The organism is Bacteroides sp. PHL 2737 (assembly GCF_004115325.2).
Lineage (GTDB): Bacteria > Bacteroidota > Bacteroidia > Bacteroidales > Bacteroidaceae > Bacteroides > Bacteroides hominis.
Map to the genome: position 1 here is coordinate 780,878 of NZ_CP040630.1, position 17,830 is coordinate 798,707.

13 protein-coding genes are annotated in these 17,830 nt (G+C 40.3%); 5 read left to right on the forward strand and 8 right to left on the reverse strand.

Annotation, left to right across the window (positions count from 1 at the left end):
* Positions 1 to 84 precede the first annotated feature (84 nt).
* The 5 genes from DBK98_RS03255 to DBK98_RS03275 all read left to right on the forward strand — a co-directional run bounded on the left by DBK98_RS03255 (position 85) and on the right by DBK98_RS03275 (position 7,612).
* On the forward strand, positions 85 to 1,776 hold the full coding sequence (locus DBK98_RS03255) for a tetratricopeptide repeat protein (protein WP_005811783.1): 1,692 nt from the start codon (positions 85 to 87) through the stop codon (positions 1,774 to 1,776).
* Between the two features lie 110 nt (positions 1,777 to 1,886).
* Positions 1,887 to 2,957, forward strand: a complete 1,071-nt coding sequence (locus DBK98_RS03260) for a TlpA disulfide reductase family protein (protein ID WP_032536906.1) — start codon at positions 1,887 to 1,889, stop codon at positions 2,955 to 2,957.
* 35 nt (positions 2,958 to 2,992) lie between these two features.
* On the forward strand, positions 2,993 to 4,531 hold the full coding sequence (locus DBK98_RS03265) for a YifB family Mg chelatase-like AAA ATPase (RefSeq protein WP_005811785.1): 1,539 nt from the start codon (positions 2,993 to 2,995) through the stop codon (positions 4,529 to 4,531).
* A gap of 22 nt (positions 4,532 to 4,553) precedes the next feature.
* Entirely contained in the window at positions 4,554 to 6,236 is a 1,683-nt protein-coding gene (locus tag DBK98_RS03270) for a hypothetical protein (protein ID WP_032536905.1), read from the forward strand.
* A gap of 176 nt (positions 6,237 to 6,412) precedes the next feature.
* On the forward strand, positions 6,413 to 7,612 hold the full coding sequence (locus tag DBK98_RS03275) for a 6-bladed beta-propeller (RefSeq protein ID WP_005811787.1): 1,200 nt from the start codon (positions 6,413 to 6,415) through the stop codon (positions 7,610 to 7,612).
* Between the two features lie 280 nt (positions 7,613 to 7,892).
* Here the strand turns inward: DBK98_RS03275 and DBK98_RS03280 are convergent, their stop codons facing one another.
* The 8 genes from DBK98_RS03280 to DBK98_RS03315 form a co-directional block, all read right to left on the reverse strand.
* Positions 7,893 to 8,276 carry a DUF3244 domain-containing protein gene (locus DBK98_RS03280; protein ID WP_234164947.1) on the reverse strand — a complete coding sequence of 128 codons (384 nt, stop codon included), beginning with the start codon at positions 8,274 to 8,276 and terminating at the stop codon, positions 7,893 to 7,895.
* Positions 8,277 to 8,516: 240 nt separating this feature from the next.
* Positions 8,517 to 10,184 (reverse strand): tetratricopeptide repeat protein, encoded by a 1,668-nt coding sequence (locus tag DBK98_RS03285; RefSeq protein WP_227560152.1) that lies wholly within the window; start codon positions 10,182 to 10,184, stop codon positions 8,517 to 8,519.
* A gap of 173 nt (positions 10,185 to 10,357) precedes the next feature.
* Positions 10,358 to 11,443, reverse strand: a complete 1,086-nt coding sequence (locus DBK98_RS03290) for a TIGR04133 family radical SAM/SPASM protein (RefSeq protein WP_005822416.1) — start codon at positions 11,441 to 11,443, stop codon at positions 10,358 to 10,360.
* Positions 11,433 to 11,921 carry a radical SAM-associated putative lipoprotein gene (locus DBK98_RS03295; protein WP_032536903.1) on the reverse strand — a complete coding sequence of 163 codons (489 nt, stop codon included), beginning with the start codon at positions 11,919 to 11,921 and terminating at the stop codon, positions 11,433 to 11,435. Before DBK98_RS03295 ends, DBK98_RS03290 begins: the two co-directional genes overlap by 11 nt.
* Before the next feature lie 98 nt (positions 11,922 to 12,019).
* Entirely contained in the window at positions 12,020 to 14,080 is a 2,061-nt protein-coding gene (locus DBK98_RS03300) for an acetate--CoA ligase family protein (protein WP_005811793.1), read from the reverse strand.
* 271 nt (positions 14,081 to 14,351) lie between these two features.
* Positions 14,352 to 15,587: a redoxin domain-containing protein gene (locus DBK98_RS03305; protein ID WP_032536902.1), complete on the reverse strand. Its 1,236-nt coding sequence runs from the start codon at positions 15,585 to 15,587 to the stop codon at positions 14,352 to 14,354.
* A 120-nt stretch (positions 15,588 to 15,707) separates the two neighbouring features.
* Entirely contained in the window at positions 15,708 to 16,871 is a 1,164-nt protein-coding gene (locus DBK98_RS03310; RefSeq protein WP_005811797.1) for a 6-bladed beta-propeller, read from the reverse strand.
* Positions 16,872 to 16,887: 16 nt separating this feature from the next.
* The gene (locus DBK98_RS03315; RefSeq protein ID WP_005822420.1) at positions 16,888 to 17,778 is read right to left on the reverse strand and encodes a formylglycine-generating enzyme family protein; all 891 of its coding nucleotides are present in this window, start codon (positions 17,776 to 17,778) and stop codon (positions 16,888 to 16,890) included.
* Positions 17,779 to 17,830: the final 52 nt, after the last annotated feature.

The following is a 17,830-nucleotide window of genomic DNA, read 5'->3' on the forward strand; positions in this document are numbered from 1 at the left end:
TCTTTGCGTGGCATTTATGGGCAATCCACAGATGCGTATTGAATAGACAAAATTTCAATTACAAACATTTAATTTATACCTAAAATGATCAAGAAGTTGTATTTGCCTTTACTTATGGCATTGGTTGTTGCATTGTCATCATGTAGCAACAAAATGGGTGCACTGTCATCTGATTACTTCACTACGACTCCTCAGGTACTGGAAGCTGTAGGTGGTAAAGTTCCTGTGACTATCAACGGAAAGTTCCCTGAAAAGTATTTCAAAAAGAACGCAGTTGTTGAAGTAACTCCGGTCCTGAAATGGGAAGGTGGACAAGTGAAAGGACAGCCTGCTGTATTCCAGGGTGAAAAGGTAGAAGGTAACGACCAGACTATCTCTTACAAGATGGGTGGTAATTACACGATGAAAACTACATTCGACTATGTTCCTGAAATGGCTAAGTCTGAACTGTACCTTGAATTCAACGCAAAAGTTGGAAAAAAAACAATCGCTATCCCTGCAGTGAAGATCGCAGACGGTGTGATCTCTACTTCTGAATTGATTAACAATACTTTGAGCAGCGCTAATCCGGCTTTGGGTGACGACGCTTTCCAACGTATCATCAAAGAAGCACACAACGCTAACATCATGTTCCTTATCCAACAGGCTAACATCCGTTCAAGCGAATTGAAAACCGCTAAGGAATTCAACAAGGAAGTTGCTAACGTAAACGATGCAGAAAACAAAAAGATCAGCAATATCGAAATTTCGGCTTATGCTTCTCCTGATGGTGGTGTAAAACTGAACACAGGTTTGGCTGAGAATCGTGAAGGTAACACAACTAAACTGATCAATAAAGACCTGAAGAAAGCTAAAATCGAAGTTCCGGTTGATGCTAAATATACTGCTCAGGACTGGGAAGGTTTCCAGGAACTGGTTTCTAAATCAAACATTCAGGATAAAGAACTGATTCTTCGTGTTCTGTCTATGTATCAGGATCCGGAACAAAGAGAGACAGAAATCAAAAACATCTCTTCTGTATACAAAACTTTGGCTGACGAAATCCTGCCGCAGTTGCGTCGTTCTCGTTTGACTTTGAACTATGAAATCATCGGTAAGTCTGATGAAGAAATCGCTAATCTGGCTGCAACAGATCCGAAACAGTTGAATCTGGAAGAAATCCTGTATGCTGCTACACTGACTAACGACCCAGCAAAGAAGGCTGACATCTATACAAAAGCTTCTCAGCAGTTCCCGAATGACTACCGTGCATTCAACAACTTGGGTAAACTGGCTTATCAAGCAGGTGATTTGGACAAGGCTCAATCATACGTGAAAAAGGCAGAAAGCATTAAAGCTGCTCCTGAAGTAAACATGAACTTAGGTTTGATCGCTCTGGCTAAGGGTGACAAAGCTGCTGCTGAGTCATACTTAGGTAAAGCTGCCGGTGCTAAAGAACTGAACGAAACATTGGGTAACCTGTACGTAGCTCAGGGACAATACGAAAGAGCAGTAAACGCATTTGGAGACACTAAAACAAACAGTGCTGCTTTGGCACAGATCCTGGCTAAGGACTACAACAAAGCTAAAAACACTTTGGCTGGTATCTCAACTCCGGATGCTTACACAGACTATCTGATGGCTGTTCTGGGTGCAAGAACTAACAACACTTCTATGCTGACAAGCAGCTTGAAGAGCGCTGTAGCTAAGAACCCGGCTTTGGCTAAGAAAGCTGCTACAGACCTTGAGTTCGCTAAATATTATACGAATTCTGATTTCATGAACATCGTAAAATAAGCGAGACTTAATTGAGAAAAATATAAAAAAGGAGTTGTCCGCCACATAAATGGCGGGCAATTCTTTTTTTTTATCTACAAAACCCTTACTTTCGCAGAAAAGAAATAAGAATGAGAAAGATAGGGATTCTATTTATTACCGTGTTTTGCCTGTTTGCCTGTAAAAGCAACAGCACCCAAATCAGTCTGGAAGGTGAACTTAAGGGACTGACTAACGACACACTCTACTTATATGGAACAGACGCTCTATATGATCGCATAGATACTATTTATGCACAAGAAGGTAAGTTTAGCTACAATCTCAACGTAGATTCGACAGTAATCGATACGCTCACAGCAACTGTACTCCTGATAAACGGGAATGTAGAGTATCCGCTCTTCCTGGACAAAGGAAACCAAATTAAGATAAAGGGAAATGCCAATGATCTCAGCCATTTGGACATAGATGGCAATGAACCGAACACAAGCTTGAGTCTTTTTATGAAAGAACAGAAAAGTTTGGGTCAGGCATCCAATAAAATGATGCAGGAAAAAGCCGAAACATTTATCCGCCAACACAACTCCTCACTGGCCAGCATTTATCTCCTCGACAAATATTTTGTGCAGACGCCACAGCCGGATTATACCAAAATAAAAGAAATAACCGAAAGCATGACGGGAGCACTCCTTGATCGTCCTTATATTGAAAATATCAGCGACTATATTGATCAACTGGAAAAAGTGACTGTTGGTAAATCTGCTCCTTATTTTAGTTTACCCAATAAAAAAGGTGAGAAGTTATCACGTTCAGCTGAAAAGTTCAGAGACAAATATCTTCTACTTAATTTCTGGGCTTCGTGGTGTGACCAACGATCCGAAACCAATACAGAGCTGAAAAGACTAAATAAGGAATATAAGAGAAACAAGAACTTTGCCATATTAGGCATATCGCTTGATATAGATAAGAAAGCATGGGAAACAGCCATCAGTAAAGATAGCCTGAATTGGGAGCAAGTATGCGATTTTACCGGTTTAAGCTCAGAAACAGCCAAGCAGTATGCAATACTGACGCTACCAACCAATATCCTGATCTCGCCAACCGGCAGAATTCTGGCAAGAGACATCAAAGGAGAAGCACTTACCAATAAACTAAAAGAATTACTGAAAACCGAAGAAAAGAAATCCGGAAGAACTAAACGCTAAAATCGAGTCACTAACCTCAAAATCATTAGAAACACGTGCTTATAAAAGTATTCGGAGCGGCTGTACAAGGCATTGAAGCAACCCTCATCACTATAGAAGTCAACAGTTCACGAGGATGCATGTTCTACATGGTAGGCCTTCCCGACTCAGCAGTCAAAGAAAGCCACCAGCGTATTCTGTCTGCCCTGCAAGTAACCGGGTACAAGATGCCTACCAGCAATATTGTTATCAACATGGCCCCGGCAGATATCCGCAAGGAGGGCTCATCTTACGATCTGCCATTGGCTATCGGAATGTTGGCTGCCAGCGAGACTATTTCATCCCAGAAACTATCTCGCTATATGATAATGGGAGAACTCAGCCTCGATGGAACAATCCAACCCATCAAAGGAGCTTTGCCCATAGCTATCAAAGCACGGGAAGAAGGATTTACCGGGTTAATCGTTCCTTTGCAAAACGCACGGGAAGCGGCAGTAGTCAATCACTTGTCGGTATACGGAGTGAGTAATATACAGGAAGTTATTGAATTCATCAATGATAAACACGAACTGACACCGACTACAGTCCAGACCCGTGAAGAATTTTATGCCTGCCAAAGTGACTTTGAATACGATTTTGCAGATGTGAAAGGACAAGAAAATGTGAAACGTGCACTTGAGGTGGCGGCTGCAGGAGGCCACAACCTCATTATGGTAGGAGCGCCGGGCAGCGGTAAATCGATGATGGCAAAAAGGCTGCCTTCCATTTTGCCCCCTCTATCCTTAGGTGAAAGCCTTGAAACAACCAAAATACATTCAGTAGCCGGCAAGTTAGGGCGCAACTCTTCTCTGATATCCCAACGTCCCTTTCGGGATCCACACCACACCATCTCACAAGTAGCTATGGTAGGCGGAGGCAGTTTTCCGCAACCGGGAGAAATCAGCCTGGCACATAATGGAGTCCTCTTTCTGGACGAGCTACCGGAGTTTAACCGCAGTGTGCTCGAAGTATTGCGTCAGCCTCTTGAAGACCGTCGTATCACCATTTCACGCGTAAAAAGCACGATCGACTATCCTGCCAGTTTCATGCTGGTAGCGTCTATGAACCCGTGTCCGTGTGGCTATTACAACCATCCGACCAAACCATGTGTCTGTAATCCGGGACAAGTACAAAAATACCTGAATAAGATATCCGGTCCTCTGCTGGACCGGATTGATATTCAAATTGAAATAGTTCCTGTACCATTTGAAAAGATCTCAGAACAACGACAAGGAGAATCCAGTGCAGCCATCAGGCAAAGAGTGATTAAGGCCCGACAGATACAGGAAGAAAGATTTGCTTGTTATCCGGGAACTTATTGCAATGCTCAAATGACAAGCAAGCAACTATCGGCTTTTGCACAGCCTGAAACAAAAGGTTTGTCACTGTTGAAAAGTGCCATGGAACGCCTCAATCTTTCAGCCCGCGCTTATGATCGTATCTTGAAAGTATCTCGTACGATAGCCGATCTGGAAGGAAGCGGACAAATAAAACCAGAGCATTTGGCAGAAGCCATCAGCTACCGGAACTTAGATCGAGAGAATTGGGCTGGATAATGTTATGAAGAGCAAAGTTATAATGAAAGAAAACCTCCTTATCACACTCTGTCTTATCTTGTTATCATATGGAATGACCGGATGCAAAGACTCTACACGAACTTTGCTTAGTAAGTCTGTAGAAATGGAAAAAATCTCTACAGACAGTATGCTGTTTTATCTTCAACAAATACAAGAACCAAACCATCTAACCAATAAACAGCGGGCTGAATACTGCTTCCAATTGTACAAAGCCACATTGTGGAAAACTCAAAAGCCCAAAGATTCTCTACTTAAAGTATGCATCCCACTTTTTTTACAATATGGAGATACAGCCCAATGGTTACAGGCCCAACTGGAACAAGCTAACAGTTACTTTTACAAGCACCAGCCGGATTCTGTTTTACATGTCGCTTCATCCCTTCAAAACAAGAAAAAGTATATGACATATAGCCAACAGAGGTATTATTACAACATGCAAAAATTTGCCTACTTTAATCTAAAAAAATATTCGCAAGCCCTTGATCTGGCAAATAGCGTACTGACACTGAATAATCCATCTAATGATACTCTATCTTTATTTTACGACCATCGGAGCCGATTGGAAATATTAAAAAAAATGGGAAAGACAGACGAAGCAATAGAAGGATATTATAAGATGCTTGAATGGCTTGCCCCCTCAAAAGAATACCGTTATCTAAACTATTCCATAGCCGAAGATATTGTGAATTATCATCTACAGCAGCAAGATTTCAACAAAGCACTGGAATCCATGCTGGAGCTCCGCTCGTATCGCCGTAATCGTTATGACGTACCCTACTATCAATTGATCCGCGGACAAATATTCCAATCCTTGCACCAACTGGATTCGGCCCAATACTATTATAAACAAGCAGCTATCTCAACCTCACCATATATCGCGGCAGAAGCAACCTCCCGCCTGTTCCGGTTAATAAATGCGACACAATATCCTGAGCAGGCATATTATCTGGCAAAAAATGAAGATATACTGTATGGCAATCTTACATTAAACGTTAAGACAGAAGAGACTACCAGAAAATACAACGAAGCCAAGCTTCAGAATGAGCTGTATCAACTGCGTCTCACTCAGCAAGAGAAAGAATTATGGATGATGGGAATCACAGTTATTCTATTATTCATAGCCCTACTGATATCATTTTTCTATCATCAGGAAAAGAAGAAAAGATTGCTATCGGAGCGAAAACTGCAAGCAGAACAGGCAGAAGAAGAGGCTCGCCGATTGCAACACGAGAATGAATTATTGCATAAAGAAGCTGAACTAAGTGCGCTACGCGAAAAAGAGATTTTCATGCGTAATAAAGAAAGTGAAATGCGTGAAGCCCTATTCCGTCACATCTCTTTCTTCCAGAAGCTTCCTTCCCTCCATACAGAAAACTCTCCGGAAGATAGTCCAAACAGCCGGAAAATCACTGTAAATGATGCAGAATGGAGCGAAGTAAAACAAGCGGTAAATGATGCATTTAATAATTTCGTTGACCGGCTGCAAGAAAATTATCCACAACTCAGTGAGAAAGATATTTGTTTTTGCTGTCTGGTAAAGATCAATGTGAACATACAAGACCTATCGGATATCTATTGTGTCAGTAAAGCAGCCATCACTAAACGCAAGTACCGAATTAAAACAGAAAAGATGCATATTTCTGATGAAACTCTCAGTTTAGACGCCATTCTCCAAAGCTTCTGATAATAGTTGTCCGCCAGACGAAAAGGAAAGTCCACAACTAATACACTGAGCAGCAACAAACTAAGCAACAGTCAAGCGTCTATTTTTGTCCGCCTGTTTTTTTGTCCTCCCTCCCACTAATAGCTAATTTTGCTATTACAAAACGCGTTTGATTATTCATCTAATTATTTATGCTTATGAAAACCAGAATGATTTATCACAGTTTGGCAATCTGCTGTTTATTGCCAACTTTTGCTTTTACAACGGGGGACAACGATCCACTCGCAAAATCACCCACAGTTGCCAAACTTACGAATACTCCCAATGGCCCGTTGATCAGTTGCGACTTAAAAGCACTGAAAGATACCGTAAATTTCCCATTGAGCCAGTTGACAGAAGAATTACAAATTGTAAAACTCGACAATCGGGATGAAGCGCTTATTGGTGACTGGGTACGAACGACCATCGGAGAGAAATATATTTTAGTAAGCAATAACAAACAGACCCCTTACAAACTATTCGATCGTTCGGGTAAGTTTATTGCCACTATCGGATCGTATGGACAGGGACCAAACGAATACCTTAATACATATGCCGAACAACTGGACGAAGCAAATAACCGCATCTACATTTTACCCTGGCAAAGCAACAAGATATTGGTATTTGACTTAAAAGGCAATGCATTAGACCCTATTCCCCTATGTTTGCGAGTTCCCAAAGGAAAATTCCGGGTAAATACTGCTAAATCAGAAGTCACAGTCACCGTTTTGCCATTCCCCAACTGGCCTGCAGTAGTATGGACTCAAGATTTAAAGGGTAAGCGTAAAAACTTTGTAGCACCGGGCAGTCTTTCTATGCCACAGGATTTCAGCAACGAAGTATTGATGGGAAATAATACCTCTGCTTATGATGTCATGCTACTCAAAATTATACCCAAACCAAGTATAGATACTCTATACCACTATAATGCCGCAAAAAACAAACTGGAAGGGCGTTTTACTGTAAAATATCCATCAAACGATAATCTGCCTTGGCACGGTTATTATGAGATACCCAATCATTTCATAGGCGATGTATCTTTCCCAGTACAAGTAGACGAGAACACATTCTCCAGTTCTAAACCGGCTTATTACATAGTTAACAAGAAAACTTTGCACGGCAATTATGTCCGTCTTTACAACGACTTCCTTACTACTCCCAGTTCGACAATCTACCCTTCATTCAGTAATGGGTATTATGTCACTAATATGGAACCACTGGCATTGAAAGAAATACTTGAGAAAGAAGTCAATAAGAAAGGACTGGCAGCTGACAGAAAGAAAAAGGTACAAGACTTAATTAAGTCTCTCAATGAAAACGACAATAATATCGTATTATTCGCCAAATTGAGAAAGTAAAAGAGTGATTGTAAATAGTAGCCATTGATAACTTAAGGGAAGTGCCCCGGTGAATTAACCTTCGGCACCTCCCTTATTGTCAAGCCATTGCGAATAATTTTCTAAAATCTTATAATAAATTCCCGCTATATAGAATCTGTTTCTTCCCGAGACTGTATTTACCAAATGTACGTAATAATCTATCAATCACCCCTGCTATGCCCCAACAACCCGAAATAACAAATAAAACAGTTGGATTTGCAGGACCTTTTATAAATACATTATCTCTCTATATGCTTAATTATAAGAAAAATAGTCCGGTTGCTTCTCCGTATTGATTATGTATATGTAACTTATATCCTTTATTTAGCGGCAAACCTTTCATCGAGATAGTATAAGTCATATTCTCGATTGGATGGACGAGATCATGGACAAGGACAGTGTTATGTGCATCCTTAATCTCAATATTTACATTATCAAAAGTTGTATTAAATTTTACATACAATAACTCCTCTTCATAATTTATCGATGCTTCAACAGACGGTAAGCCTCTTACAACTTCCCAGCTTTCTGAAAGACTTATGTTCCGCTCCTGCACTGCGTTCAAAGATGTATTTTTTGTTATGGCTCTTGGAACCAAACAAAATAATAACGATAGAATAAATAGTAATTTTACTTTTTTCATAACTTGCTGTTTTTTTTGATTAGACACAGCAAAATTAATAGCAAATTTAATAAATACATCCATTTTGCTGCAATTAGGCATGGACAATCACATATTGAATATCAGTAATTTATATGATTTTTGATGGACAAAGGGAATAATGCCTATCTGTTTCTCAAGCAAATATTGTATTTATACCGAATAATTGGAAGTATATTGAAAAAAAGTAAAATCCGACACCGATTTTATGCTGTACCTAAGTTATAGATTAGTAAGTAAATGCTCGTAAAGAGTTGTTTTAGGTAAAGAGTTTAATCCAAGACGCTGGCGTAATCTTACTCTTTTTTTAGAGACAGAGTTTGGAGAAATACCCAACAAGTCAGCTTCAATATTAGAATCGAAATTAAACATAACCAGACAACAGTACTTCCACTCCTGTTCCGTAAGTTCCAGACACAGGCTATATACATGAGATTTGAGATTTGGGAATGTATCCGTACTCTCTTCCACTATGGAGTTCCATAGCTTTTCTGTCAATAAACCCTCTTCCCGGGGAGCTTTATGATTGGTTAATTCCAACAGTTTTTTATAAATGGGGGAACTATTAATTTTCACTCTTTGCAACTGATGATATTTTTGTGTTAAATTGTCAATTTCTTCTTGCAATTCATTAATTGCACCTTCATTTTTATCTTTCAGGTCAACTAACTGGGACAGCTGCTGCCTCTTTTCTTCCAATTCAATAGTTGAATTCAATAATTCGATTTTCTTTGCAGCTAATTCTATCGTTTGTTTGTCCAGTTTGTTTTTTATCTTTTGTTTATAAAGAAAGTACATGAAAATTATAACACTCAGAAAGAAGACGCACATACAGAGGATTATGATGTAACGTTGTTGCTGGATTGTCAGCTCATTAACTTTTTCTCTTAATTTAAAGTTACTATACTTTTTCTCTATTTCCAACACTCTTGATGCATGTTGAGCCATAGTAATAGAATCAACAGCGCATTGATACTCTTCCAGATTCTCTAATGCAGACTGGTAATTACCCTCTGCTTTATTAATCCTATAGTAAGCCTTTCTAATTGAAAATTCTCCCGGAGGGAATTTCGAAGAAACCTTGTTCAATGCCATTCGTGCTTTTTGGGGGAATCCCGTTTCTAAATATAGATTGATTAGCCCCAAATAGCTGTAAGTTGTATTAATAGAATCGTAGGAAACCGATTTTATATAATAGTCTTCTGCTTCTTCGTACCGTTTCAAATCACGATATATATTCCCAAAAGCATTTTCTATAATTGATTGAATCCTTTTATCACTTAAACCTTGTGCAAGAGAATCAGCTTCTTTTATACAACACAATGCTCGATCAAAAGAGTCCAAAGCACACCATTGTCGGGCAATATTCCTTATTGCATAGATGTGGCTTTTTCTATTTCCCGCTTTCTCAAACAATACCTTAGAGTCTTCATATTGATTCATTGCCATTTGTGGCATATCGTTCAAGTTATATAAATCAGCTATATACGTACAGATATAGCCTGAAGTATTAAACAACCCATTATTTTTGGCAGAATGCAAGGCTTCCACATAGTTACTCATAGCCTTATCATATTCACCGTCGGCATAATAAGAACGTCCCAAATAAAGCTGCATCTTCGCTTGATCTTCGGTGCTTCCATGTTTCATGTACCATGCCAGTGCACGATCCAGATCACAGGGAGAAGGCAGATTGTTATTGTTCAGTTTATCAGCAACTTTTCCTTTCAGCATACACCACAAAGAGAATTCGGCTATACTTAGAGCGTCAGGAGAAGGTATTCCAGCTAAAATTATATTGGCACTGTCAGGGTAAGTTTCGATTAACCTTTCGGCATTAAGTAATAAAGGCAATGATGGGTGTTGCTTTTCACATCCTATAAGTATCATAGTGAATAATAGTAATAGAATATTTTTTGTGTGTTCACTCATCATTGTCTGATTTTGGTATCTGCAAAGGTAAGTCCTTCATGTATATGATCAAAATACTATAATAGCCTCTAAATAAAGCATGAATCAGTCCCTAATTATCCCAATCTATAAAAATAGCTCCAAATAATCTCCTAAAGTTTTACAATCCTCTTCTGATGACAAAAGAGGAGCTCCCCTTCGTCATTGTGCAAATGCATACCGTTACCTTCACAATAACGGAAGAAGCTACAATCCGCACATTCACCCTTACGTGCCCACTCACGATCACGGAACATCTGAAAGCGCTTCTCCCATACTTCCATAAAGTTATCTTTATAAATATTGCCTTGATGAAAATTACTGCGTATGCTGGGACAGGCTGAAATAGAGCCGTCGGCTAAGACAGAAGCCACACTGATACCCGCATTACACGAATAGAAATGATCACGTACTTCACTCTCATAATTACCAAGAAAGCCCTCACAACCATAGCTCAGATGGACACGCCCTTCCTTCCGTACCTGCTTGATAAATTCCAGGACTCCGGTAAATTCTTCATTTGTCAACTGAAATTCCGGATGACTGGCCGCACGCCCCACCGGAAAAATAGTAAAAATACGCCAGTTACGCACTCCTATAGTATACAAATAGCTCTTTAACTCTCCCAAATGAGAGTAATTCTTCCGATTGACACAGGTAACAACATCCCAAGTCAGTTCGGGTTCGTGCACCAACATCTTAATGGCCTCCAACGCCTTTTCATAACTATCCGGATTACCACGCAACCAGTTATGTTCCTCTGCAAAGCCATCCAGACTAATTGTAACAGCATGCAAGCCGGCAGCCATCAGACTATCGAGCCGTTCACGGGTTAAATATAGCCCATTGGATACAATTCCCCATGGATATCCCCTACGATAAAGAGCTAACCCCACTTTCTCAAGGTCATTCCGCATCAACGGTTCACCTCCGGTTATAATAATGTTAACCTCATTAGGATTGACGTGCGGTGTAATCGAATCTATAACCCGAAGAAAATCCTCTGCAGGCATATCCTTCTGTTCCGACATTTTCCGGCAATCACTTCCACAATGTTTACATGCCAAGTTACACCGTAATGTACATTCCCAGAAAAGTTGACGCAACGGATGCAATTCCCGGAGATTGTTTCTCATTTTAAGGGCTATCTCCAATCCCAGGCGTTTGCGAAGTGACAATCGTCCCGGATTATTTTTCATCGTCTTTTGCCGTTTCCTTCTTGATTTGAATTGTTTTCTCTATAACTGTTTCTCCCCGATACCAATGGCTTCCACCTGTAAACCCACCAGCGTCTACATCTACGCTATCTTTAGAGTAACTGCCATTGGAATCACCATCCACATCACAGACGATAAAACGATATTTCTTAGACGGAAACTCTACCCTTTCAGTGGCAAAAGCCCCATCCTTATCAGTGATCAACGTATCCGGATAACTCAGCCATTCTCTGCCGTCACCTTCATGTACGGCTCCGGAAACAACTTCAATACCCGGAACAGGTTCCTGTGTATCAGCGTCGATAACTTTACCTTTCACCCGATATTTGGCAGAAGGCATACCATATTCGAGGGGCGTATCGCCCCCTCCATTGTCACAAGACATAAATCCAAGCAACACAAGTAGTCCAGAAAGTGCCCGATTACTATATCGCAGCCATTGTTCGTTTTTCTTTTTCATATATAGAATTCGCGTTTAAGTCCATCTCTTTTTAGTAAACGCAGGAATAAGTGTAATACTGCATCTGCTTTCCTTCTTTTTTATTCTGAAAACAGCATTTATTTTTCTATCCGGATACGGGCATCTACGGCAATAACCTCCTTATCAGTGGCCAGCAGAGGGTTCATATCCATTTCTTTTATTTCTGTAGCAAAGCGAAGTAACGTGGACAGACGTACAATAATTTCCGCGAATTTATCTTCGTTCACCCCTTTCTGTCCGCGAGTTCCCTGGATAATCTTATAAGCCCGAAGCGAATGAATCATCGAATAGGCCTCCTCATAAGACAAAGGTGCCAAGCCGGAAGAGACATCTTTCAAGACTTCCACAAAGATACCACCCAAACCGCAAAGCACTACATGCCCGAACTTCTCCTCGTATTTAGCTCCGATAAACAACTCAGTCCCTTTCAGCATAGGTTGCACCATGATGGCCCGCGCCTCAGATATCTGCATCATACGGTCGAACTCAAGTGCCAAATGTTGCTCACTTTTTATATTAAGTACCACCCCTCCTACATCCGACTTGTGTACAGGTCCCACAACCTTAGCTACCACCGGAAAGCCACAACGTCGGGCAAAAGCAAGAACTTCATCTTTATTGCCGGACACAAACTCCTCAACTACCGGAATACCGGCAGAATGAAGCAAGGCCTGAACATAATGAGGTTCAATATAACCGTTCTGCGGAATAGAATCAATAATCCGGCGAATGCGAGGTACATCTACTCCAAACAATTCAATCTCCGGCACAGCCGGTTTAGGAGCATTGATGATACGCGACAAAGCCGTGCCCAACATCACCTCATCGGCAAAGTTAACATGTCCTTTCTCCAAAAAAAAGGCTACTTCCTCACCGGCAGTTCGTACTGAAGGAAGAACCGGAAAAAGAGGTTTCTTACAAGTCAGCATTTTCTGGTGCAGCACCTCATAGGTCTCAAACATTGTCACCAGTCCCGGCGTACCGAATATAGCAAGAATTGCATCTATATTCTCAAACTTTTCCTCACAATAATCAATGGCGATCCCCAAATGTTCAGGAGTTCCCGTTGCCAAAATATCAATTGGATTGCCTACTGAAGCACCGGGAAACAGCTTACTCTTCAACTCATCGGCAAGGGGACCCTCCAATTTCGGAACGTTCAGACCTCCTTTCGACAAAGCATCAGTCAACATCACACCGGGGCCCCCGGCATGAGTAACAATAGCAAAATTCCGTCCCTTCAATTCAGGCAAGGTAAAAATACAACCAACCGTTGTCAACTCTCCGCGTGAATAACATCGCACAATGCCGGCTTTACGAAATAAAGCCTCAACTGCCGAATCGGAACTGGCAATAGCTCCGGTATGTGAAGATGCCGCACGACTACCGCTTTCCGAACTGCCTGCTTTAATAGCTGCAATTTTACATCCTTTCCGAATTAACGAAGAAGCATGGAACAACAGTCGGTCGGGATTCTTAATGCTTTCAATATAGATAAGTTTAATTTTTGAGTCTTTTTGTGGATCGAAAGTTTCATCCATGTATTGCAGGACATCCTCTACTCCAATTTGTTTGGCGTTTCCTACTGACCAAACAGAATTGAACTGAAGCCCTTTGGCTACTGCGGACTCCAAAATAAAAACAGCGGTAGCCCCGGAACTGGAGATCAGGTCTGCTCCTTGGGGGTTCAGGTTCGGAATGGGCTGAGTAAACACACTGTGATGCCACGTATTGAGCAATCCGATACAATTCGGACCAATCAGTGAAGCACCGTATTTATTAACAGTCTCAAGAATGCGCTCTTCCAATAAAGCGCCTTCCCGCGTTTCTTCTCCAAATCCGGCCGAAAGAATTATGAAAGCCCGCGTCTGCTTCTCTCCGGCCAGTGTTTCCACCACCTCCGGACAAAGAGCCGCAGGAATAGCAAGAATAGCGAGATCTGTATCGGGTAACTCCTTTGCATCGGCAAAAGAAGGCACTCCCTGCACTTCTGTTTCTTTGGGGTTGACAGCCCGGAGCTCTCCCTGATAACCACCGTTTATCAGATTCTTCAAGATAGCACCGCCCGGCTTATGTGTATTGTTCGACGCCCCTACCACAACAATGCTTTGGGGATGAAGTAACTGGGTTGTAATCATAGATTGTATATTATACGATTATTCATTCACAAATATATCGTTTTAGAAACAACCGACAAACAAATCTTACCTAAAAGATACAAAGCAAGAAGATCTCCGAACCGGACTCACTCATGTTTCAGGGAAATTAATACTATAACGGATAATAATGGGATTATCCTCAGGAGTCATTTGTTGCAATGCGGTTTTAAGTTGTCCTTCCGGTAAAAATGACACCAGTCGCATCGCCAAATAAAACTCATTCCATATATTATCAGTTCAAAATATAAATTCAATCACCAAACTCCGATTTCATCACCTCCTGTGCTTTGTCAAAAGCCTTATGAAAGTCACGAGAGATAATTTTCCCATCCGGTGAAATAAAAACAAAATAAGGTAGACCTGCAAAAGCAAAATCTTCTATAATCTTATGATTATCTCCCTTACTTTCTACTTCAGGCCATGGATGTGCCACCATATTTTCGAGAACAGGTTTCAGTTTCATTCCCAATACCTCGTCATCTTCTCCCACATTTTTATTCAGTTCACAAATAGTTTCCATATCATCCGTTATTCCAATAACGGAAAGATGATCCTTATATTTTTCATAGAAGGCAGTGACCCGCTTATCGACGGAAATAGAACCGGGACACAGCCCCCAATGATAAAGAAGAAGATATTTACCTCTGGCATCGTCAGAAGTGATCCTTTTCCCGTCAGTAGTAGTGACAGAGAATAAAGGAGCCTCATTACCGGGAGCAAGTCTTTCTATTGCCTCCACCTCCCGTCTAAATATCTGCCCATAATAACTATTCAGAGCCTCTTGGTTCATGTTCGACAGCACAGATTTCATTTCCTCCGGGGCAGCATACGAAACCTTTTGAAGATATTCCACTGTCACCCAAGTAGATGATGGATTGTTTGCTATCAATTCTTTTATCTTTTGCCGTAAGAGAGTGTAAGATTCTTGATGATTGCTACGAAAACGATTGAACTTATCAACGTATTCCTTAGCCTTCTCCATATCACCTTTCTTTCTTGCCTCATCGATAATCTTTCCATATTTTGCTCGTATGATTTCCAAAGAGTCTTCCAGGTGTACTATTTCTTTCAACGAAGGATCGTTATACAGTCCACCGCTAATGGTACTATAGTATATAAAATCAGTTTCTCCCTTTAGGTGATAGTCCCCTTCTTCCACAATAATCATCAGGGCTTGTCGTGAACTCGCTTGATATCCACCTGAAACGGGTTTATATATCATACTATAATATTGAGTATGTGGCTGTTCACCTGAGTAAAAGAATTTATTGGGATCACTTACAATTACGTTAAAAGCGACTTCCCCCTCCTCTCCTTTATAAGGAAGAGTGGTTTTCCGGAAGGAAAGAGTATCATTGGGCATTAATCCGTCTATCTCACCGGAAATGCTAAACTGATGACTTTCTTGGGCATCCGTACCACTCACAAAAATCGGAAGAAAGAAAAATCCCAAGACAAGTATACACGAAAAAATTAGCTGCTTCATATATTTCGAATTTATGTTTTATTGCAAATAAAACGGTAACCGATTAATTCTTATAAACCTGGTATTTAGGTATAAATATTAAAAATCCCCCTGCGAAATTCTCACCGGAAACCTTAAATATTATTCTCTATTCTTCACCAGCATAATCACCGGATTTGACTCTTCATCCAGTCCGGCAGCTATTTCTTTCAACTTTCCTTTCAATCCGTCATTTTTATACGCATCAACAATTTTGTTGGCTGCCAATGGTTGGATGGCTACTATTTCATCGCCATTCATAGGATCTGAAAGCATATCTACGTTTTGTTTTTCTACAAAATCACCATTGAGCACATTCGCTTCAAAAACTGCATTCTCCTGCTTGTCGTACATTAAATCGGTAATAAGAAATCCTCTTCCGGTAGTAAAATCAAAATCCTTCTTTACAGTATGCATAAAACAATAGCGGTCTGTAACAACTCCCATTGTGAGAAGTATCTCCAGATCCCTGGTAGGAGATTTTATAAGAAAAGGATTTAATTGATTCTTTTCCGGTACATAGTTATATACCGTATCGGAGGAAGTTTCAACAAGTAACCATTCTTTCCGATATGGAATTATAGAACGTATAGAAGTCATTGCAACCGCCCCACCCTTCTGTACAACCGGAGTTTTAATGACATCAAAAGGTATATAAATTTTTTGGGTGACACTTCCGTCTTGCTTCGATATTATCAGGTGATAGGATCTGTTTTCTTCTCTCGGTTGTCCCTCCTTATAATACAAAGACATATCATAACAAATCAGATTGTTCTTATCGTAATTAAATACTTCTAAATATTCACCACCTTCTACATGCTTAAAGTCCCGTTTAAAGTTTCCCGATAAATCATATACATATATTTTCTTTGTCGAAGCACAGTTGACAAACATTTCGTTGTTATCTTCATCTAAAATAATTCCGTTGATAAAACTATATTCTCCATCCCCCTGTCCTTTCCGGTTTATTTTTCTTATCCCTTTACCGGTTTTTCTGTCAAAAACAAAAATATTACCATCATGGCTCCAGTTTTTTACTAATATATATTTTTCACCTATAGCCATCACACTACCCTGAGTTATAAATTCATCGTTCGTTTCCAACGGGATATATTCTACATCCATAAGATCTTGAAGAACCAATTCTTTCTTAGGATAAGTTGTAGTAACATCCACTGTGATTACATTTGTCTTTTCCTCTTTTTCCACGCATCCCAACAATCCCATCATCAGGAATAACGACATAATAATCTCTACTCTTCTCATAATATATGTTTTAAGTTTACTCTTGGTTTGAATCTAAAGCGTACCGGAAGCCTCCATATTCATCATTATAGTTTCCTATATCATAATCAATATATGACACTCGACATCCCAGGGAAGTACCTCCCCAACTACCTCCCCGCAATACACGCCTAAAGAAAAGAGTAGCTCCTTTTAACGGCCATTCCGGACTGACTGATTTGCCATCGTGATAATATTCTTTAGTGTACGTATCCTCGCACCATTCCCACACATTTCCACTCATGTCATACAATCCCAACTCATTGGGCTTTTTGAGCCCTACCGGATGTGTGGTTTTCATTTCTCCAGTTCCACCCTCTTGATAATTCTTAACATACCACGCCACCTCATCTATGTTATTACTTCCACTGTACTTATATCCTTCACTTCGCTTCCCGCCACGTGCTGCATACTCCCATTCTGTTTCTGTTGGAAGGCGGAAAGTTTTACCAGTAAGAGCATTTAGCTTACTTAAAAACTCGTGGGCTTCATTCCAGCTTACATTTTCTACCGGGCAATCATCACAGCCGGTATTTGCAGACGGATTAGAATCACTTCCCATCACGGCTTTCCACAATTTTTGTGTGACCTCATATTTACCCATGTAAAAAGTAGATACAGTTTCTTTATGCGCAGGCTTTTCATTGTCCTCACAATCACACCCTTGTTCATCTGTACATCCCATCATAAATGTACCGCCTTGTATTTGGATCATCTCAAAATCTTCTCCATTCACGGTAAACGTAACACTTTGTATAGGGTCTTGTACAGATTTGTTTTGCGTACAAGAAAAGGTGAGAAACAGTGCCCCCATAATTGTCAGGGTTCTGACTTTTGACATTCCGGTACAAGTACACAGATGTTTTATACTAAAAACAAAATCTCCCATTCTTTAATTCATTTAAAATTCTAAATAAGGCACATCTGTATACTACAAGATA